General features: G+C 46.0%; 21 protein-coding genes. 16 read left to right on the top strand and 5 right to left on the bottom strand.

The window, feature by feature from the left end; translation table 11 throughout:
• The first annotated feature begins 5 nt into the window (after window positions 1–5).
• On the top strand, window positions 6–329 hold the full coding sequence (gene gpsB, locus R7V76_RS04350; RefSeq protein ID WP_318091421.1) for a cell division regulator GpsB: 324 nt from the start codon (window positions 6–8) through the stop codon (window positions 327–329).
• Window positions 330–404: 75 nt separating this feature from the next.
• Here the strand turns inward: gpsB and R7V76_RS04345 are convergent, their stop codons facing one another.
• On the bottom strand, window positions 405–713 hold the full coding sequence (locus R7V76_RS04345; RefSeq protein WP_012370631.1) for a hypothetical protein: 309 nt from the start codon (window positions 711–713) through the stop codon (window positions 405–407).
• Window positions 714–746: 33 nt separating this feature from the next.
• Window positions 747–2,321 carry an FAD-dependent monooxygenase gene (locus tag R7V76_RS04340; RefSeq protein ID WP_318091420.1) on the bottom strand — a complete coding sequence of 525 codons (1,575 nt, stop codon included), beginning with the start codon at window positions 2,319–2,321 and terminating at the stop codon, window positions 747–749.
• An 89-nt stretch (window positions 2,322–2,410) separates the two neighbouring features.
• Here R7V76_RS04340 and yvfG point away from each other — a divergent pair, with 89 nt between their 5' ends.
• The 10 genes from yvfG (at window position 2,411) to R7V76_RS04290 (ending at window position 11,194) form a co-directional block, all read left to right on the top strand.
• Window positions 2,411–2,632: a protein YvfG gene (gene yvfG / locus R7V76_RS04335; RefSeq protein WP_012370629.1), complete on the top strand. Its 222-nt coding sequence runs from the start codon at window positions 2,411–2,413 to the stop codon at window positions 2,630–2,632.
• Window positions 2,629–3,240, top strand: coding sequence for an NUDIX hydrolase (locus R7V76_RS04330; RefSeq protein ID WP_318091419.1), 612 nt, complete (start codon window positions 2,629–2,631; stop codon window positions 3,238–3,240). The genes yvfG and R7V76_RS04330 overlap by 4 nt, the downstream gene beginning before the upstream one ends.
• A gap of 60 nt (window positions 3,241–3,300) precedes the next feature.
• Complete coding sequence (locus R7V76_RS04325) at window positions 3,301–3,507, top strand: hypothetical protein (RefSeq protein ID WP_318091418.1); 207 nt, start codon at window positions 3,301–3,303, stop codon at window positions 3,505–3,507.
• A gap of 144 nt (window positions 3,508–3,651) precedes the next feature.
• Window positions 3,652–4,383, top strand: a complete 732-nt coding sequence (locus tag R7V76_RS04320) for an ABC transporter ATP-binding protein (RefSeq protein WP_290828650.1) — start codon at window positions 3,652–3,654, stop codon at window positions 4,381–4,383.
• Window positions 4,380–5,897 (top strand): ABC transporter permease/substrate-binding protein, encoded by a 1,518-nt coding sequence (locus tag R7V76_RS04315; RefSeq protein WP_318091417.1) that lies wholly within the window; start codon window positions 4,380–4,382, stop codon window positions 5,895–5,897. The genes R7V76_RS04320 and R7V76_RS04315 overlap by 4 nt, the downstream gene beginning before the upstream one ends.
• Complete coding sequence (locus R7V76_RS04310) at window positions 5,894–6,778, top strand: diacylglycerol/lipid kinase family protein (RefSeq protein WP_290828646.1); 885 nt, start codon at window positions 5,894–5,896, stop codon at window positions 6,776–6,778. Before R7V76_RS04315 ends, R7V76_RS04310 begins: the two co-directional genes overlap by 4 nt.
• Before the next feature lie 198 nt (window positions 6,779–6,976).
• Window positions 6,977–8,323 (top strand): sodium-dependent transporter, encoded by a 1,347-nt coding sequence (locus R7V76_RS04305; protein ID WP_318091416.1) that lies wholly within the window; start codon window positions 6,977–6,979, stop codon window positions 8,321–8,323.
• A gap of 272 nt (window positions 8,324–8,595) precedes the next feature.
• Window positions 8,596–9,342, top strand: coding sequence for a 5-bromo-4-chloroindolyl phosphate hydrolysis family protein (locus tag R7V76_RS04300; protein WP_318091415.1), 747 nt, complete (start codon window positions 8,596–8,598; stop codon window positions 9,340–9,342).
• On the top strand, window positions 9,329–10,549 hold the full coding sequence (locus R7V76_RS04295) for a toxic anion resistance protein (RefSeq protein WP_318091414.1): 1,221 nt from the start codon (window positions 9,329–9,331) through the stop codon (window positions 10,547–10,549). The genes R7V76_RS04300 and R7V76_RS04295 overlap by 14 nt, the downstream gene beginning before the upstream one ends.
• Before the next feature lie 63 nt (window positions 10,550–10,612).
• Complete coding sequence (locus R7V76_RS04290; RefSeq protein ID WP_440137042.1) at window positions 10,613–11,194, top strand: deoxycytidylate deaminase; 582 nt, start codon at window positions 10,613–10,615, stop codon at window positions 11,192–11,194.
• Window positions 11,195–11,453: 259 nt separating this feature from the next.
• Here R7V76_RS04290 and R7V76_RS04285 read toward each other — a convergent pair whose 3' ends face one another.
• On the bottom strand, window positions 11,454–11,936 hold the full coding sequence (locus R7V76_RS04285) for a hypothetical protein (protein ID WP_290828636.1): 483 nt from the start codon (window positions 11,934–11,936) through the stop codon (window positions 11,454–11,456).
• A gap of 147 nt (window positions 11,937–12,083) precedes the next feature.
• Between R7V76_RS04285 and R7V76_RS04280 the strand changes: the two genes are divergently transcribed.
• Genes R7V76_RS04280 through R7V76_RS04270 form a run of 3 tightly spaced genes read left to right on the top strand, consistent with a single transcriptional unit; the run spans window position 12,084 to window position 14,633 of the window.
• Complete coding sequence (locus tag R7V76_RS04280; RefSeq protein WP_318091412.1) at window positions 12,084–13,274, top strand: HD domain-containing protein; 1,191 nt, start codon at window positions 12,084–12,086, stop codon at window positions 13,272–13,274.
• Window positions 13,275–13,285: 11 nt separating this feature from the next.
• Complete coding sequence (locus R7V76_RS04275; RefSeq protein WP_318091411.1) at window positions 13,286–14,245, top strand: CobW family GTP-binding protein; 960 nt, start codon at window positions 13,286–13,288, stop codon at window positions 14,243–14,245.
• On the top strand, window positions 14,238–14,633 hold the full coding sequence (locus tag R7V76_RS04270) for a ribonuclease HI family protein (protein WP_318091410.1): 396 nt from the start codon (window positions 14,238–14,240) through the stop codon (window positions 14,631–14,633). The genes R7V76_RS04275 and R7V76_RS04270 overlap by 8 nt, the downstream gene beginning before the upstream one ends.
• 40 nt (window positions 14,634–14,673) lie before the next feature.
• Here the strand turns inward: R7V76_RS04270 and R7V76_RS04265 are convergent, their stop codons facing one another.
• Window positions 14,674–15,981, bottom strand: a complete 1,308-nt coding sequence (locus tag R7V76_RS04265; protein ID WP_318091409.1) for a hemolysin family protein — start codon at window positions 15,979–15,981, stop codon at window positions 14,674–14,676.
• A gap of 116 nt (window positions 15,982–16,097) precedes the next feature.
• Here R7V76_RS04265 and fumC point away from each other — a divergent pair, with 116 nt between their 5' ends.
• Both fumC and R7V76_RS04255 read left to right on the top strand, forming a co-directional pair.
• Window positions 16,098–17,492, top strand: coding sequence for a class II fumarate hydratase (fumC, locus tag R7V76_RS04260; RefSeq protein ID WP_290828626.1), 1,395 nt, complete (start codon window positions 16,098–16,100; stop codon window positions 17,490–17,492).
• 78 nt (window positions 17,493–17,570) lie between these two features.
• On the top strand, window positions 17,571–19,091 hold the full coding sequence (locus R7V76_RS04255; RefSeq protein ID WP_318091408.1) for a GGDEF domain-containing protein: 1,521 nt from the start codon (window positions 17,571–17,573) through the stop codon (window positions 19,089–19,091).
• A 70-nt stretch (window positions 19,092–19,161) separates the two neighbouring features.
• On the opposite strand, the gene R7V76_RS16655 is transcribed toward R7V76_RS04255, so the two are convergent.
• Window positions 19,162–19,238: IS3 family transposase (locus R7V76_RS16655; protein WP_369076249.1), on the bottom strand; the 77-nt coding region annotated here is incomplete at its 5' end.

Raw genomic sequence — 19,238 nt, 5'->3', positions numbered from 1 at the left:
AGCATATGTATAAGCCGTTATTGACAGCAGATGATATTTACAAAAAAGAGTTCAAAACCGGATTACGCGGATATGTGATTGAAGACGTCGATGGTTATCTCGATCAAGTCATCAAGGATTATGAAGGATTCGAACGGGAAATTGAGCGGTTGACACGAGAATTGGCAGAAGCGAAATCTTCATCATCTTCCATTGGTTTCAAACGGGATGAGCGGCGAGTGGAACCGGAAGTGACAGCGCCACCTTCGAATTCGTCTAATTACGATATGTTGCGTCGGATTTCTAATCTTGAAAAAGCGGTTTTCGGACGTCCTCATCAAGAAGATTAATCTTGTCTTACTTAAAGAACACGTCACGACGTAATAAAACACGGAATCTCCGGACGGAGATTCCGTGTTTTTGTGTTACGTCCGATGCAAAATCACTTCGGCTTCAGGCAACTCTTCTTTTAAGACATACAGCGCCACCCGATCGTCTAAATCTTTACTGAAGCGACGGAATAGAAATGAGGTTTTGACGCCTCGTTCCATCCGGACATGAAGTCCTGCTTGTTCGAGCCGATCGTGATCGCGTGCCAACCGTTCTCCTTTTTCACCAAACTCCTCGCCGAGCAAGACCCAACGTAAGGATTCTTTTGTACGGCGTGTCACGATGAAGAGGAAGCATAAAACAAGTACAACAATCAATAGAATTCGAATCGTGTTAAAGTCCATATAAAAACCTCACCTCATCTTTATCATACGTCCTTAACGGGCATAAAGTAAACGTTCAAGATAACGTGAGAAGGATTGAATCTTTAAGCCTTGCTGGCGGTAAGCAATGTATCCGTCCGGCCGAATCAAATACAGACCGGCCTGTTTAATCCCGAACTTTCGGGCCAGTTCGCCGCCCTGATCGACGACGCCGTCATCTTTTAGTTCCTGGTGAATCGAAACGGTTTCAAACAAATCTGGATACGAATAGGCGAGTTCCTTAAACGGCAACAGTGTCTGTTCACCGGCTTCACGCGGCAGGAACAGCAGGAGCAGGAAATTACGGTCTGCCCGTCGCAACAACAATTCATTTTTTTTCGTCCGCGGATTGACAACTTCACTGTACGGCATCGGTTCTCCCGGACGCGGCGTCAAAAGCGGGAAACTGCCTTGTGTGACAAACAACCGCGACGATTGATAATTACTGTTGAGTTGTGCGATCCGGTTCGTGACATAGTGATGTAACGGTGTAATTTTTAAACTGTTCCGAATGACTTTTTCCTGAAGCGGCAATAAGAAGGGAACATTAATCTGTAACAGCTCAGTCGCGAGGTTCGTAGAACGTAAAATGCCGCGCGCGGCTTCGCGTCGCTCGACGCTGTACGAATCAAGTAACGGGAAACTGGCTTTGAACCGGTGAACGCACCACAGTTTCCAGGCTAAATTCATCGCATCGGCAATGCCGGTGTTCATCCCTTGTCCGCCGACCGGTGAATTGATATGCGCGGCGTCACCAATCAAATAAATCCGGTGGTGTCCAAACTTCTCGATGATTCGATTATGAACGCGGAACATGGAATACCAATGGACTTTCTTTAAAGTGAACGGCACCTTCGCCCGATTTTTTAAGAAGTCTTCGATGGCGGAATGGTCGGTCGGAACGGCACCATTCGTTAAATTACCGGTAATCCGGAAAAGATTCGACTGAAGTGGGAAGGATTCGATGACACCGTGATCAGAGAAGAAAATATGCACTTCTTCCGACGACAACGGCCAATCGACTTCAATGTCGGCCAGTGCCCAGGATTCTTTAAAAGATTTTCCGCTGAACGGGAGCCCGAGTTCACGCCGGACAAAGCTGTTGGCCCCATCTGCCCCGATAATGAAGGAAGCATCGACCGTTTCCGTGACATCATGTTTTCGAATCGTTGCGGTGACGAATGTCGGAAATTGTGCGAAGCCGGTCAACTCGGTTTCCCGTTCGACCGTATGACCGTCTTCTTTTAAACGTATCTCAAGAATTCGCTCTGTTTCACTTTGCGGCAACAAGGTGACGAAAGGAAACGGTGTATTTAAATCCGTAAAGTCAAGTTTTGCCTGCCAGGCACCATTGACATATAAGTTACCTTGATTGATTTTAATGGCGTTCTCCATTAAGGCATCGGCTACACCAAGACGTGCGAACAACTCGAGTGACCGTGCCTGAATACCGATCGCTTTTGAAACGACAGATGGACCGCTTGCGCGTTCAATGATTCGAAACGTCAGTCCGTAACGCGATAAGGCAAGCGCTAATGTCAAGCCGGTCGGTCCGGCACCAATAATCAATACATCTATTTTTTTATTCACGGATAGCCCCCCTTATTTTACTTCTTAGCCGAAACTCGCTACCATTAAACTATTGACTGGACGGCAAACCGTCTGAAAGGATGAGAGCAGTGAACGAGCAATTATTTACGACAGAACGTCTGATGAGCAACTTCAGAGAATACATGCAGCAAAATGAAGCGTACATGACAAAAATCCAAGCATTAAATGCCTATTACAAGGTCGTCGCCGGATCGATTCTAGCGGATCGTATCGCCAAAAATGCCGATTTGATCGTTCGGATGCGTCATCTCGAAGAAGCGTATCAGAAAGTGGCGCAGGAAACACGATGAAAGAAATTCGATTACATGATGTCAAACGCGTGTTTGCGTCTTCTACGGAACAGCTTCCTAAAAACGCCGCTGCCGTATTAGTCCCACTGGTAGAGCGGGACGGGGAAGTGCATCTCTTATTTCAAGTGCGGGCGAAGACGCTGCGTTCGCAACCGGGAGAAATTGCGTTTCCGGGCGGCCGGATTGATCCCGGGGAACAGCCGAGGGCAGCAGCGGTTCGGGAAACAATGGAAGAATTGAACATTCGTGAAACTGAAATCGAAATCATCGGAACATTGGAACCGCTCGTCACACCCAATCGTTCCATCATCTATCCGTATCTCGGTATCCTGACAGCGGAGGATATTCAGCCGTCGCCGATGGAAGTCGACCATATTTTTTACGTGGCGCTCGCTGATTTACTTGCAGCGGAACCGATTCAAGGCGAGATGGAATGGCGGATCCGTCCCGGTAAAACTGTTCCGACGGATCGTCTGGCGAACCGGGATGCGTATGTCGACCGGACATATAAGACAGTTGAACATTTTTACGAACATGAAGAGTATTTGATCTGGGGACTGACTGCAAAGATTTTACGTCAGATGTTACGTACCTTAACGCAATACTAGCTTTTTCACGGGTTCTTTTATATGATTAGGAATATCTGAACGTGTCAGGAGATGAAGAAGATGGAAGAAGAAGAGTTATTTGATTATATCGTCGGTGATATGGTAAAAACAAAACAAGGTTGGGTGGCGGAAGTCACGGCTGTATTAACAAATACGGTAGTAGGCGATCTCTCGCATACAAAAAACTTCGAATCTCTTGGGTTTGAATTTGAGAAACAAGTTTTAATCAAGTCAGAGATTGAATTATTAGAGCGCAAAACAAAATAAACAGTAAACCGGACAGAATCTTCTGCCGGTTTTTTTGTGTCTTCTAATCGTCTAAAGCAGGTTTCAGAACGGTTAAATCAGGGAAATTTTACAAAGATAATAAAGAACAGACTTGACTACATTAAGGTGCTGGAGGGATCGTACGTGATTGAATTTAAAGCAGTCGGAAAAACATATCCAGATGGAACGAAAGCGGTCCGAGATTTAAACTTTACAGTCAATCAGGGGGAAATCTTTTGTCTGATCGGTCCGTCCGGTTGTGGGAAAACGACGACGATGAAAATGGTCAATCGATTGATTGATCATACGGAAGGGCAAATTTGGATCAACGGTCAACCGATCATGTCAATCAATGAACACGAGTTGCGTCGTCAAATTGGTTATGTCCTTCAGCAAATCGCCTTATTTCCGCATATGACGATTGAAGAAAACGTAAGTGTCGTTCCGCATTTATTGAAGTGGGACAAAAAGAAGGTCGAAGAACGTGTTCATAACCTCTTCCAGTTAACCGGATTAAATGAGAATTTAAGAAAAAAATATCCGGGGGAACTTTCGGGCGGCCAGCAACAGCGGGTCGGTGTCATGCGGGCTTTGGCGGCAGAACAAGACGTCATCTTAATGGATGAACCCTTCTCAGCCCTTGATCCGATTTCAAGAGACCAATTACAAAACGATTTGTTGCGCTTAAACGCAGAACTCGGAAAAACCATTTTATTCGTAACGCATGACATGAATGAAGCATTAAAGCTCGGCAGCCGGATCTGTTTAATGAATGACGGCGAGATTGTTCTGATTGGGACAAAAGAAGAGATTTTGGCCAGCAAAGATGAATTCGTTCAAGAATTCATGGGTCAAGTCAGGGGGACTGTCCAATGACGGGATTGTTTGAGACGTACCAAGACCGAAAGACGGAATTGTTGCAGGCGTTGATTGAACATATTCAACTGTCTGTTTTATCACTTGTGATTGCCTGTGTGATTGCCATTCCTCTCGGTATCTATCTGTCGCGCCACAAAAAGTTCAGTGAATGGTCGATCGGTGTCACTTCAGTCATCCAAACGATTCCTTCATTGGCGCTGCTCGGTCTGATGATTCCGCTCGTTGGTATCGGAACGGTCCCGTCCGTCATTGCTCTCGTTTTATATGCCCTTCTTCCAATCGTCCGAAATACGTATACGGGCTTGGCGGAAGTGGACCCTTCACTGAAGGAAGCAGCCCGTGCTTGCGGGATGACACCGATGCAGAGTCTGATGAAAGTTGAGCTTCCGCTTGCCTTGCCGGTCATGATGGCCGGGATTCGGACGGCGATGGTTCTGATTATCGGGACGGCTACAATTGCCGCCTTGATCGGAGCCGGCGGACTCGGTTCGATTATCCTGCTCGGGATTGACCGCAATGACAATTATTTATTGTTACTTGGTGCGATTCCTGCGGCCTTGCTCGCTCTTTTGTTTGACGGATTGTTAAGACAAACGGAAGTCGCGACTAAAAAACGTCAAACCGGTCGACTTGTTGTCGCCCTAGCTTTGATTGCGGCATTAATCATTACACCGTTCGCCCTTGGCCGGACGGAACAACCGGATCTGGTCGTTGCCGGTAAATTAGGGGTCGAACCGGAAATTCTGATGAACATGTACAAACTGGTCATTGAAGACCAGACGGATTTAAACGTTCAAGTCAAACCGAACTTCGGGAAGACGACATTTGTCTATAAAGCCTTACAGTCCGGTGATATTGATTTATATCCGGAATTCACGGGCACAGTGCTTGCCAGCCTGATTAACGAAAAGCCGGTCTCGAACGATAAACAAGCCGTCTTTGAGCAGGCACGCGATGGTCTTACTAAACAAAAACTGGCACTGTTGCCTCCGATGAACTATAACAACACCTATGCTGTCGCCGTTCCGAAAAAGGTGGCGGACCAATATAAGTTAAAGACGATTTCCGATTTACAGCAAGTGGCGGATCAATTAAAAGCCGGATTTACATTAGAGTTTAAAGATCGCCAAGACGGCTATAAAGGCATTCAGGAAAAATACGGTGTCAATTTCAAAGAAGTGGTGACGATGGAACCGAAACTGCGTTATAAAGCCGTCCAGTCGGGTGATATTCAAGTCATCGATGCGTATTCGACCGATCCGGAAATCGCCAAATACAACATGGTCGTGTTAGAAGACGATCAGCAACTCTTCCCGCCTTATGAGGGGGCTCCTCTTCTTCGACAAGAGACGTTAGACGAATATCCGGAAGTCGAACAGGCATTAAAACAGTTGGATGGAAAAATTTCCGACAGCGAGATGTCAAAAATGAATGAAGCGGTCGCTTATGGCGGGAAAACAGCCAATCAAGTCGCGCGCGACTATTTACAGAAAGAAGGAATTCTGAAATGAGATTGCTATTGATCAGTAATCCGACGGCCGGGTCCAACCGCGCCGGACTTTTACAGGATGTCATCGATCCGTTGGCAGCCATGTTTGATGAAATCGTCATTCGGCAAACTGCCAAAGCCCTTGATGCCTTACATTTTGCAGAGGAAGCGGACGGTTTTGATGCCCTCGTCGTCATCGGCGGGGATGGGACTGTTTTTGAAGTCATTAATGGAATCGCGAAACTTGAGACCCGTCCGGTTCTCGGTATCATCCCTGGCGGTACGTGTAACGATTTTGCCCGGACGCTCGGATTACCGATGGTGCCACGGTTAGCTGCTGAGATGATTGCGACACAGCAAATCGTCGAAGTCGATCTCGGACAGGTCAATGATACGTACTTCTTGAACTTCCTTGGTTTAGGTCTGATTGCGGAAGCTTCCATCGGAATTGATACAGAAGAAAAAGCCCGCCTCGGTAAGATGGGATATTATCTCTCAACGATTCGGTCCAGTATGGAAGCAGAACCGTTTTCTTATGAACTCGAGTTAGTGGAAGGTCAAAAAATGACGGGAGAAGCCGTTCTGATTTTAGCCGCGAACGGGGAATCACTAGGAGGCATCGGAACCAATCTGTCAGAAGGCGCTTATAACGATGGAAAGCTTGATCTTGTCATCGTCGATGAAGTGAACTTGACGACGATCCGTGATGTCATCTTACAAAAAATAGGTCTGGCGACAGAACCTTCGTTTACACATATTTTGACAAGCGGCTTCACGTTAAAAACCGACTCTCCGAAAGTCATTGATACGGACGGAGAAAAAGCGATGCATTCGCCGATCGAAGTCAAAGTATTACCTGAGTTTTTGAAGATGTACAGTGGCCGGATCGATGCATTAACATGAAACGATGTATGAATTAAAGAGCTTTCGGATCGAAGTCCCTCCTGCGGACTTCGATTTTTTTTATGATAAAAACAGCATTGATTCAATGCGAATATGCGGTTATGCTTTGACGCTTTAAAGAAAATGTTTGATAAAGGATGACTTCCTGGATGAATTTTTGTACAATGGAAAAGTATTTTTGAAAAGGAGGGTGAGCACATGAAAGGAAATGCATGGGCTTCGAAGATTGGATTTATTTTGGCAGCAGCTGGATCAGCGATCGGGCTGGGCGCAATTTGGAAGTTCCCATACACGACGGGAACAAACGGGGGTGGGGCATTTTTATTATTATTTTTGGCCTTTACGCTTTTGCTCGGATTACCGGTATTAATTGCCGAATTCTTAATCGGGCGGACGAGTGGTAAAACCGCCTTACGAGCTTTTTCAGAGCTTGGTCATAAAAAATATACGTTTATTGGATGGCTCGGTGTCATCGCGTGTTTTCTGTTGCTCTCATTCTACAGTGTCATCGGTGGCTGGGTTCTGATCTACATCGTGTTAGGATTTTCCGGAAATTTAACATCAATGAGTGGCTCGGACTTGGGTGAATTATTTGCGACGGTGTCCGGTTCGCCCGGTTATGCCATTACAGGACAGTTAATTTTTCTAATCATTACGTGTGTGATTGTCTTACGCGGAGTACAGGCCGGCATTGAAAAAATGAGTAAAATCATGATGCCGTTACTTTTTCTCTGTTTCATCGTGCTTGTCGTTCGTTCGTTGACGCTCGAAGGAGCAGGAGCAGGAGTCCGCTTCTTCATCGAACCTGACTTCTCGGCCCTGAACCGGACATCGGTCCTTAGTGCGTTAGGGCAAGCGTTCTTTTCTTTATCGTTAGGCGTATCAGCGATGCTGACTTATGCTTCATACATGAAGGAACGGGGACAAATCAATCGTTCCGCAATCTGGATCGTATCGTTGAATGTAGTCGTCTCCTTGCTTGCAGGATTCGCCATTTTCCCGGCTGTTTTCGCATCCGGTCTCGATCCGGCAGAAGGACCTTCGCTATTGTTCATCGTCTTGCCGACGGTGTTTAGTCAAATCCAATTCGGCTCGTTGTTTTTGGTCCTGTTTTTCCTCTTGTTCGCATTCGCATCGATCACTTCTTCCATTGCGATGCTTGAAGTGGTGGTGTCCGCTATTACGGACCGGAAAGAAACCGCGACGTTCCGGGATAAAAAACGAAATACGATCATTGCCACGATATTAATCGGGGTAATCGGTATTCCATCGGCTCTTTCATTTGGTATGGCATCTGACATTACATGGATGGATAAAACAGTTTTTGATTGGATGGACTTTACCGTTTCCAATATCCTGATGCCGATTGGGGCCTTGTTGATTTCATTTTTTGCCGGATTTAAATTGGACCGTGCTCTAGTCGAACAAGAACTTGTCACAAGTCCGATGATGAAACGGATCCTTCCGTTCTGGCGTTTCAGTATTTGTTATTTAAGTCCACTCGCCATTCTAATTATCTTGATTTGGCCGCTGTTTGGTTCTTAAGAAAAAATAGTGACAAGCCCAGTAAAAAGTCCGTCTGCAATGTTTTGCAGACGGACTTTTTTTGTTACCGGTAAGATGCCGGAAATCAAACTTGAGACGGATGTCAAGCTCTATAGATTATGGTGAAATAAGAAATAGAGAGGACTAACATTTCTCTAAAACGGGAAACTTTTTGTTATATGATCCGTAATGGTAAGATATAAGTAACAAATAATTAAAAGGCAGACAGTAAAGACAGAATAGAAGAAACAATCAAAAGGGGTGGTGATGAGATGAAGTCTTCTACATGGTGGATCTTTGGTTCCATCGGTCTGATGTTCTTATTTCTTCAAGTGGCGGATGCCTTGAATTTTTCCGGCATTTTCATTGCACTGGGTCTCTGGTTCATTTGGAGCGGTTATCGTGCGAAACCGGGAAAACGGTATCGGACTGAACGGAAATCAACGGAATTAAAACGGAAAAATGTTAAAAAGAAACTGTTGCTTGATGATGAAGATGAGTTTGTTGGAAGTGTCATCTTAAAACCGGAACAAGCAACGCGAAGGTTTGATGAAACGGATGATTTAGAGCTTCAGGTCTTGCAGCGGACCGTCGAAGAAGGGTTTGTCAAACTTCAATCTTTCGATAAAATCATTCCGACGATCCGGGATAGTGAAGTCCGCTCCGAAATGCGGATCGTTTCCCGGGAAGCCCATGTCCTGTTTGAAGAATTGTTCACGGCGCCGCGTGAAGTCAAAAAAGTCCGTGATTTCTTTACATTTTACCTGGATTCGCTGCTCTCGATTTCAGAAAAGTTTGCGGATCTCGAACGGCGAGGGGCGCAAGTTCAACTCGATACACGGGAACAGTTACAATCCAATCTGAAACTGATCGCTGAAAAGCTAAAACAGCAGCAATCGTTGTTGTTAGAAGGTGATACAGTAGACTTAGAACGTGAATTGTTAACGATTGAAAAGGTTTTGGCACAAGAGTCAGAACAACGAAAACAGGAGGAGAGTTATAAACATGACCCATTCTGATAACAACAGTTGGCAACAATGGCCGGAAGAAGAATCAACGACACAACCGACAATTTCGGATCCGTCCGTTGACTTGAACCTTGCGGAAGCGACATCCCGTCCGACTGCACCGGTCCGGCCGGTCGAAGACATGATCCCGAGTGACGTTCCGGCAGAACAACGCCAAAAAATTGAACGGTTGCTCCAAGTCATCGATTTAAACAAATCAGATGCCGTCATGCAGTACGGGGCACCGGTTCAACGTGAATTGTCACAGTTTTCAGATCAAGTGTTGAGTGAAGTGAAAATGAAAGACGGCGGCGATGCCGGCAAACTTTTGTCGGATTTAATGCAACGGGTCCGTCAGATGGATCCGGATACATTACAGGAAAAGAAAAGTTTCTGGTCCAATGTGCCAGTCATCGGCCGGGCGAAGAAAAAAGCAGAGACATACTTTTTACAGTATGAAAAAATGAGTGCTTACCTGGAAGAAGTCGTTCATAATTTGGATCGTTCAAAATTCGGTTTGATGAAGGATATTACGCTGCTTGATCAGATGTATCAAAAAAATAAACGCTACTTCGAAGAACTGAACCTCTACATCGCTGCAGGGGAAACAAAGATTGCACATGTCAGAGAACATGAAATCGAACCGTTACGTATGGAAGTCGAACGGTCACAGGATCAGACGCGGATACAGGAACTCAATGACATGATTCAGCTTGCTGATCGATTTGAAAAGAAAATCCATGACTTAAAACTGTCACGGACAATCAGTTTACAAATGGCTCCACAAATTCGTGTCATTCAACAAAACAATCAGATCTTAGCGGAGAAGATTGAATCAGCGGTCGTCAATACGATCCCGCTTTGGAAAAACCAAGTTGTTCTCTCGCTCAGTCTGTCGCGGCAAAAAACAGCCCTGCAGATGCAAAAAGATGTCACGAATACGACGAATCAATTGTTGGAACAAAATTCACGACTGCTCAAAGATTCATCGATCGAGATTGCTGAAGAAAATGAAAAAGGAATCGTGTCTGTTGAGTCCTTGAAAGTGGCGCATCAAAACCTGATTGAAACGTTGGATGAAACGCTTCGCATTCAACAGGACGGAAAACAAAAACGTCGTGATGCGGAACACGAGCTTGAACGAATGGAAAATGAGTTGAAGCAAAAAGTTATGGAAGTGGCTTCAAAGAATCGCGAATTACCAAACCGCCCTTACTAAGGAACACATTTATGTGTTCCTTAGTGGTTTTTTAAAATAGTTATTCAGGGGGAGAACGTTATGATGAAAAAACAACATCAATGGGATACGACCTGGCTTTTGTTTGCACGGATGATGGCGGATCGTCATTCAAAGTGTGCGTCAAAGTCCGTTGCCTGTGTCATCGTCAAAGATGAGAAACCGATATCAATCGGAATCAATGGAACACCGAGTCAGCACGTGAATTGTAATGAAATCTATCTCAAGCAGGACAACATTCTGTATAAAGCCGAAGCTGAAGGACAACAGCAAAAGGTCGATACCTTGTCAATCGTACATAACGGTCAAGTATTTTACCGCTGTGACAACCAAGAAGAACACCACGAATGGTCAAAGATGAACGAGATTCATGCTGAAATCAATGCCCTCGGAAAACTTGCGGCCGACTCGACGAGCGCCCGCCATGCGACAGCCTATGTGACACACAGTCCCTGTCATGCCTGCAGCTTAGCTTTGATCGCCTCGAAGATCGATCGTGTCGTCTATTCAACAGGCTACGAATACGGGGATGGTTTGACACTGATGCGTCAAAGCGGGATCGAAGTTCTTCATCGCCCGTTAACAGAAGAATATTTTCTTGAAAGAATTTTCGATAAAGACTTGTAAACGCTTCCATTGCATTGTATTATGAAATTAAGCATTGCCATGGTAATTATTCACTCTTCCATTCGGGATAACTTCAGACGAAGTTATCCCACTTTTTTTTGAAAAATAAATTGACATATTTCCAATATTCTGCAATGATGTATATAGAATATGACGAAGCGGAATGCCGCATTTTCATTAGAAATGTCCATCAAGGAGCTGGAATGCCAGGTCGTTGAAAAAAAGTCCTGACTCATTTGAGTCAGGACTTTTTGTATGCTTAATGCAGGATGGCCCAAGAAGTTTGAAGGCGCTCGGCTCGAACGCGTGCCTTTTTCGCCGTCGCGCCGGCTAACACGGTCATCAAACGTTGGCAGAGAATGTCGGGTTGTGTTTGATGAAGAAACAGTTGCTGGATGAACCGTGAGAAAACGACATCGTTCGTTGCGAGTTGACGTTTTAATGTCTCATGGGACATCCGATCGATTTCTGCCGTATCAAAGCCGGCACCCGGATTAAATGACGAGACAATCAACAGCTTAACAGGGGCTGCTTCAAGTGATAAACCAAGTGCCTCCACTTGTCGGCATGCTAAGACCATTTCTTGATCAATGAGTTGATGTAATAAACAAGGATCCTTCAGAACAAGCGGATCATAAACCGAAACGGCTTGACGAAGCTGTTCACGAGTGACAGTAGTTTGTTCCGGCTCCAGTTCTGAAGCTTGAACGGTGTCATAACAAGTCGATAATGAAAAAATCATCCGGTAATCCTCCTTATCATGGATAATTTGTCTTCACTTGTCATTTTAAATCATAAATGAAGCGCTTACAATGAATGTTTTAACATATGCAGGAATCAGGAAGATTTGTTATCATGAGAGGCAGAGTAAATGAGAGGAGTGTTGACGATGATTCGATTATTTAAAGCGATTCCCGAGCTTGAATTGCCGGTTTACAGCGGAGAAGACTATCCGGTTGACGGAACTGATACGACGACCGGCTTTCTGATCTCGAACCATGTTCCTGGAGAACAGGTGGAAGAAACCTTGCTTGTCGCATCAGCTGAAATTAAAACAAGTCAGACAGGTCGTGAATGGCTACAGTTCACCTTCAACTCTCCAAGTGGTTCCTGCAAAGGGAAACAATGGTTGAACCAGGGAACAGCCGAAGAGGCGATGCGTCCGTATCTTGAAACCGGAATCGTTCATGTCTCGGCCAAGGTAGATGAATATCCCGTTGATTCCGGAAACAAATCTTTAACGGTCCAGCGGGTGAAAGCCGTGCACGATCAATCGGGCACCGCCTATTTACCGCAAATGCCAGCAGGTGAATCCGCACAAGACTACCGTAATCAATTGATCGGACTGATTGAAAAAATGGAGGCACCGCTCCGGCAAGTGGCACATCGGGTGGTATCCGCCTATTGGGACGATTTTTCGACCCGTCCGGCAGCCTTATATCATCATCATGCCTATATCGGTGGATTGTTAAAGCATACAGCGTGTATGATGACGATCGGTTTTGGTATCTGTCAATCAGAACGGCCTGATTTGACGCTGTTACAATGTATTCAGGAAGCCGAGGCGGATCACAAAAATGATTTATTCCAAGCAGGTGAACGGGACATGCGCCAATTTGCCTGGGACGACAGCTTTGATGCTTTGTATCAGTCGGCCCGTTCGATCGCCCTGTTGAGCGAACGACCGCACCAGGATGAGTTACTGTTGGGTATTTTGTTGCACGATATCGGAAAAATCTTTGAATATACCCATCTTGGGGCAAGCGGGGACCGTTTTTCCCGTCTGGTCCAAACGGAACCGGCCAGTGAAAAATTATCCGGGATCGCTCTAGATCCGAACGGTGTGTTGGTCGGTCATATGCCGTACGGATGTTTTGTTCTGGAGCAAGCATTACAAACAGAAGCTGTCCGGCTTCCGGTTGATCAGTATCACCGGTTGATGCATATGATTTTATCCCATCATGGTAAAAAAGAGTGGGGCTCAAGCGTCACCCCGCAGACAACGGACGCTTGGTATTTGCACGCCATCGATTTACTCGATGCGCGAAAAGAAAAATGGCGCCAGTCGCAGTTAACATAAGGAGTGAACCTATGTCTGAACGTATTCAAACGACCCTCGTCACCGGTTTTTTAGGCGCAGGGAAAACCACATTATTAAACCGGATTGTTTCGAATCCGATTGAAAAAGTAGCATTACTCGTCAACGAAGTCGGTGCGGTCAATATCGATGAAGCCTTGATCGAGCGAAGTGACGAAGAAGTCATCGAACTGACGAACGGTTGCATTTGCTGCTCCATTCGCGGGGACTTACGGGAGGCGTTACTTCGGATTGCGAAAAAAAGACGGCATGGTGAAATGATTTTTGATCGTTTGATTGTGGAAACGACAGGGATTGCCGATCCGGGTCCGATTTTACAGACGTTTTATTTTGAACCGGCGGTCGAACAGCAGTATCAAATATCAAGTGTCATTACGGTCGTCGATGCTTATCAACTGGAACGGCAGTTAACATTTGAAGAAAACGTCCGCCAAATCGGGTTTGCCGATACTTTGTTGCTGAACAAAACGGATTTAATTTCGGTGAATGATGTGACGGTTGCCCTCAAACGTTTATCCGAACTGAATCCAACGGCATTAATTTTGCCGACGGTCGAGTCTGACACGCCGATCGAACAGTTATTTGAAACATTCCATTTTCCGAAACAGGAAGAAGAGCGGTTGGCCCAACAAACGGACGGTTTGCAGAAGGCGGCTGATTCCTTTACCGCGTTAACGATTACAGAACCAGTCCCGTTGCATCGGCAACGTTTCGGTGCTGTCCTGCGAGAAATTCTTGAGGCGTATGCGGAAGATTTATACCGGTATAAAGGTATTCTTCATTTTTCGGATACGGATCGAAAAACCATTTTACAAGGAACGGGCATGATTTACGGAACGGCAACACGCGGTGAATTTGAAGGACCTAAACAAACAACGCTGGTCTTCATCGGAAAAAATCTGGATGAACAAGCGATTCGAAAAGGTGTAAAGGTGGCGAGAGAACATGGTTGAGTTGTATTTTGACGGAGCGGTCCGTCCCTCGAATGATGATGCGGCAGTCGGTATTTTCTGCAAAAATTCAGAAGGTCAGGTCATTGAACGGACGTTTCGGATTACGGCTGAAAATAATCACGAAGCTGAATTTCAGGCATTTTTAAAAGCGGTGGAATTAGCGGAAGAATTAGTCACACAGGGAGAAAGTGTGTTTTCCTTCCGGACGGATTCGGAAGCTGTTTCGTTGGCAGTCGAACGCGAATTTGCCAAAAATAAGCGGATTCAGATTTATTTTGATCCGGCATTCGAGCGGTTTTCCCGTTTACCGCTGGCGTTCGTCAAGTGGATTCCACGATCGGAAAATAAAGCCGATCGTGTGGCAAAAGATGCTTTAAATGAATATTAATCAAAAAACTGACCGGATCTGTGAGATCCGGTCAGTTTTTTTATGGAGACGTCTCATCGACCGAATCTTCCAGTCGTTCGACTAAGATTTGATCAATCCGCCGACCATCCAAGTCAACGACCTCAAAACGATAACCGTCGCTCGTTACGTGACTTCCGCGGACCGGAAACTCGCCGAGTAGATATAAGACGAGTCCGGCGACGGTATGATAACTATTTTTTGCTTCGCCCGGTAACTCTGTTTTAATATCGAGCACCCGTTTTAAATCATCGATATGCAGTAAGCCGTCTGCTAAATAAGACCCATCCGCCCGTTGGACAAGTTCCGGTTCCTCTTCGACCGTCGAGATTTCACCGACAAATGCTTCCAAGATATCAAATAATGTAATCATTCCCAAGAAACCGCCGTACTCATCGAGCACAAAGGCAATGGAAACCGTTTCCTTGCGCATCCGTTCGAGCAGGACAGTCGCCTGCAACTGTTTCGGGACAATGAGCGGGGTGTGAATCATGGACTCGATGACAGCAATCGGTTGCTCGGCAGCGAGAATTTCCTTGGCATCGATGTATCCGACGAAGTGATCCAAATCACCGTGACCGACAGGAAGATTCCGGTGCTTTGCGCTTCGTAAATCAGCCAAAATCTCGTCGGGTGAATCCGTCAAATCAATCCATTCCGTCACCGTACGTGGTTCCATCAATTCATATGCCAACTGATCGTGAAACGCGAATACACGCGAGACTTGTTCTGCTTCAGACGTTGCGAACGTCCCTTCTTTTGTTCCGCGAATCAACAACTGTTTGACTTCATCTTCCGTCTCGTCTTCCGTTTGAAGCCGGTCGAGTCCGATCATCCGGAAAATGATACTTGTTGACTTACTCAAGATGAAGATGAACGGCTTTAAGATATTGGAAAATACCCGCATCGGTTGTGCCAAAATCATCGTGACACGCTCCGGACTGACGAGGGCAATTCGTTTTGGGACCAACTCACCGACGACAAGCGATAAATAAGTGATGATCGTGACGACGATGATATAGCCGATCGTGCTGGCGTAAGGTGCCAGCCACTCAAAACCGGCGAGCCAGTCAATTAACGGAGCGGATAAAGCAGCACCGCCAAAGGCTCCGTTGATGATGCCGATCAAGGTAATACCGACTTGAACGGTCGACAGCAAATCCGTCGGACGTTCCAAAAAGTCGAGGGCGATTTGAGCGGATTTTTTTCCATTGTCCGCATATTGTTGCAACTTGGATTTTTTGGAGGACAGTAGAGCCAGTTCCGTCATCGCAAAGACCCCATTCGCCAAAATTAAAAGTAAAACAATTGTTAAGTTGATCAACCACATCAAGCATTCACTCCTTTTCGATAACAAACTATTCCCCAAACCGGCCTCTATCATTCCCATTCGTGACGGTTTCCGTTAAACTATTAATGTATCAGCAGATAAAGGGGGAAATGATTATGGAATACCGTTTAGAACACGACACGATGGGGGAAATTCGTGTCCCGGAAGCACAGGAATGGGGAGCACAAACACAACGTAGTTTGGAAAACTTTAAGATTGGCACGGAAAAGATGCCGATCGAAATCATTCGGGCATTCGCCGTTCTGAAAAAGGGCGCAGCATTAGCCAATCGTGATCTAGGGGTCTTGGATCAAGAGAAAGCAGAAGTGATTGCGGAAGTCTGTGACGAAATCATCGCCGGACAGTTCGACGCAGAATTTCCACTGGTCGTTTGGCAGACGGGTTCCGGTACACAGTCGAACATGAACGTCAACGAAGTGGTTGCCCGGGTCGCAACACGGAAACTTGCCGAGCGGGGAAGTGACAAGGTCATCCATCCGAATGATGATGTCAACAAATCACAAAGTTCAAACGATACATATCCGACGGCGATGCATATTGCAGCGAAGACGATTGTCATCGATCAACTGTTGCCGGCAATCGATGCGATCCACGCAACGCTTGACGAGAAAGCCAAAGCCTTCTCAGACATCGTCAAAATCGGTCGGACCCATTTACAGGACGCAACACCGATTACACTGGGTCAGGAAATCAGCGGCTGGGTCCGTATGTTACAGCTTTCGAAAAAAATGATTGAATTGACATTAGAACCGTTGACGGAACTGGCAATCGGCGGAACGGCTGTCGGTACAGGCATCAATGCCCACCCGGAATTCGGGGACCGGGCAGCTGAAAAAATGAGTGAAGAAACCGGGAAATCGTTTGTCAGCGCAGAAAATAAATTCCATGCCCTGACGAGCCATGATCAACTCGTCTTTTCCCATGGAGCCATCAAAGCACTTGCGATGGATGCGATGAAAATCGCCAACGACGTCCGCTGGCTCGCATCCGGTCCGCGTGCCGGAATCGGTGAGATTACGATTCCGGAAAATGAACCGGGAAGCTCCATCATGCCCGGAAAAGTTAATCCGACTCAAAGCGAGGCGTTGACGATGGTCGCTGCCCAAGTCCTTGGAAATGATGCGACAATCGGATTTGCTGCAAGTCAAGGGAACTTTGAACTGAATGTCTTTAAACCGGTGATCATGTATAACTACATCCAGTCGGTTCGGTTGTTGACGGATGCCCTTCAGTCATTTAACGATCACTGTGCCATCGGAATCGAGCCGGAACGGACTGTCATCGCCGAGAACGTTGAACGTTCATTGATGCTTGTCACGGCACTCAATCCGCACATCGGGTATGAAAATGCAGCTCGGATTGCTAAAGCTGCGCACAAAGAGGGTACAACTTTAAAAGAGGCGGCACTTGCCACCGGTTTATTGACAGAAGAACAATACGATCAATGGATTGTTCCGGCGGACATGGTCCATCCGAACTTAAAAGCATAATCGAAAACGAGGGCCTTCCCTCGTTTTCTTTTCAGTCGAACGGATGAATTCGGCTGTATAGAAAGAGAGGGAATACTTGTGGAAACAACCAAACAACAGATTGAAAAACAAATCGATCAGACGATTCTGATGGTCGAACGTTTACTCCGGATGGATACGGTACCGAAATCGGAGTTGCTTGTTTTCGCACAATGGCTGAACCGTTTCAGCGAATATGACCAAGCAAATTTCTTTGAGCGGCAGACAGCAGGCTGGGGAAGTGAATTGAACGGGGCAGCGGAAGAAGTCACGCATGAACAAATCGTGAAGCTGCTCGCACCGGTCATCGATCATTTGTCAGAACGGGGACGGAAGAAAGTCGTGCGCAAGGAAATGATTCTTTCGGTCACGAAACGATTTTTGGATAACATTCAATGGAAAAAAGCACTGGAGCACGAACGTTACATGACACGTTTTTTCGGTTCAATCGAAGATACACTGGAAGTCGGATACGATTTGCATGTCGATGCGATGCTGATTGATTACGAAATCATTCGGATGACAGAAGATACATTGCTGAAGAAGCTGATTAAAAAATTGGAAACCGCGTTCATTCCGCTCATTTTGATTGGTCCGAATGACCCGACTGTCCGTCAGATGTGTTATGCACTTGGAGCAGATGATTACTGGGATGAGACGGTAGGGATCGACGAACGTAAGATTCGGCTTCAGCGGTTGCTGCGGAAATTACGTGCCGTGTCTTCATCGATGTTAGTGGATGAGTTAACGGGTGCCTTCAACCGGAAATATCTTCAAAATGCTTACCGGAGACGGACATCGCGGTTGGAACGTGATCATCAGCTGTTTGCTCTGGCCATTTTCGATTTGGACTACTTCAAACGAATCAATGATTTGCATGGACATCCAACAGGGGATCTTGTGTTGACGGAACTGGCAGCGTTGACGAAACAAGCTCTCCGACAAGACGACGAATTGATCCGCTTCGGGGGCGAAGAATTTATGGTGCTGTTTAGTGCAGACAATTCGAAACATGCGGCAGAGATGATGGAAAGGGTTCGGGCACGAATTGAACGTCATACCTTTCCGAACGGGTTGAAAGTAACGGTTTCAATCGGATTAACGATCATTGATGATGCGCTGATGGATTTAGAAGAGATGACGTCTGAGGCAGACGAAGCCCTCTATCAAGCCAAGCGAAATGGACGGAACCAGGTCATCCTGTACGCGATGGCAACTGCCAAGGAGAAGCTAGAGGTCGTCATTAAGGTCGAAAAGACGTTACTGCCATCTCTTTCACGGATTGAGCTACCGTTTCATCCGAAATATGATTTTAATCTCGTAGCTGACGATCAAAAAACAACCGGAGCGATTCAGCTTTACGTGATGCCGCTCGAACGACTGGCAACGTCAGATTTTAAGCTGGTTAAGCAGTGGAAGCAGGCACGGGAGGCCCTCATTGACGTGATTGCGATTGCCGATGAAGAAAATCAACTGCTGGGACAGGCGCTGGAACGCGGCGTTACGGATTATTGTTTATCTCCGCTCGATCCACATCAGTTGGAAGAGCAGATTCGCCAATGGGTGATTCGCCTGCCTTAAAAAAGATTGAATTAAAAAAGCATCCTGATAGACTGACCTAGCGATATGAGACACATATAAAACACCTTGATTAGGCTGCCAGTACACCATATTTTATCGGTGTCAGGTAGCCTAATTTTTCTTGGATTCGTTCTTCGTTATAGTAAT

Origin of the sequence: Exiguobacterium artemiae, assembly GCF_033342815.1 — a bacterium.
Lineage (GTDB): Bacteria > Bacillota > Bacilli > Exiguobacteriales > Exiguobacteriaceae > Exiguobacterium_A > Exiguobacterium_A artemiae_A.
The sequence above is the reverse complement of the archived record's forward strand: the minus strand, read 5'-3'. Positions and strand labels throughout refer to the sequence as shown.

What these genes read in the sequence shown, in the direction of transcription:
- R7V76_RS04290 (WP_440137042.1), top strand. Translation starts at nt 10,613, where the DNA reads ATGAAAAAACAACATCAATGGGATACGACCTGGCTTTTGTTTGCACGG.
- fumC (WP_290828626.1), top strand. Translation starts at nt 16,098, where the DNA reads ATGGAATACCGTTTAGAACACGACACGATGGGGGAAATTCGTGTCCCG.
- R7V76_RS04285 (WP_290828636.1), bottom strand. Translation starts at nt 11,936, where the DNA reads ATGATTTTTTCATTATCGACTTGTTATGACACCGTTCAAGCTTCAGAA.
- R7V76_RS04305 (WP_318091416.1), top strand. Translation starts at nt 6,977, where the DNA reads ATGAAAGGAAATGCATGGGCTTCGAAGATTGGATTTATTTTGGCAGCA.
- R7V76_RS04300 (WP_318091415.1), top strand. Translation starts at nt 8,596, where the DNA reads ATGAAGTCTTCTACATGGTGGATCTTTGGTTCCATCGGTCTGATGTTC.
- R7V76_RS04295 (WP_318091414.1), top strand. Translation starts at nt 9,329, where the DNA reads ATGACCCATTCTGATAACAACAGTTGGCAACAATGGCCGGAAGAAGAA.
- R7V76_RS04265 (WP_318091409.1), bottom strand. Translation starts at nt 15,981, where the DNA reads ATGTGGTTGATCAACTTAACAATTGTTTTACTTTTAATTTTGGCGAAT.
- R7V76_RS04280 (WP_318091412.1), top strand. Translation starts at nt 12,084, where the DNA reads ATGATTCGATTATTTAAAGCGATTCCCGAGCTTGAATTGCCGGTTTAC.
- R7V76_RS04325 (WP_318091418.1), top strand. Translation starts at nt 3,301, where the DNA reads ATGGAAGAAGAAGAGTTATTTGATTATATCGTCGGTGATATGGTAAAA.
- R7V76_RS04315 (WP_318091417.1), top strand. Translation starts at nt 4,380, where the DNA reads ATGACGGGATTGTTTGAGACGTACCAAGACCGAAAGACGGAATTGTTG.
- R7V76_RS04330 (WP_318091419.1), top strand. Translation starts at nt 2,629, where the DNA reads ATGAAAGAAATTCGATTACATGATGTCAAACGCGTGTTTGCGTCTTCT.
- gpsB (WP_318091421.1), top strand. Translation starts at nt 6, where the DNA reads ATGTATAAGCCGTTATTGACAGCAGATGATATTTACAAAAAAGAGTTC.
- R7V76_RS04270 (WP_318091410.1), top strand. Translation starts at nt 14,238, where the DNA reads ATGGTTGAGTTGTATTTTGACGGAGCGGTCCGTCCCTCGAATGATGAT.
- R7V76_RS04345 (WP_012370631.1), bottom strand. Translation starts at nt 713, where the DNA reads ATGGACTTTAACACGATTCGAATTCTATTGATTGTTGTACTTGTTTTA.
- R7V76_RS04310 (WP_290828646.1), top strand. Translation starts at nt 5,894, where the DNA reads ATGAGATTGCTATTGATCAGTAATCCGACGGCCGGGTCCAACCGCGCC.
- R7V76_RS04275 (WP_318091411.1), top strand. Translation starts at nt 13,286, where the DNA reads ATGTCTGAACGTATTCAAACGACCCTCGTCACCGGTTTTTTAGGCGCA.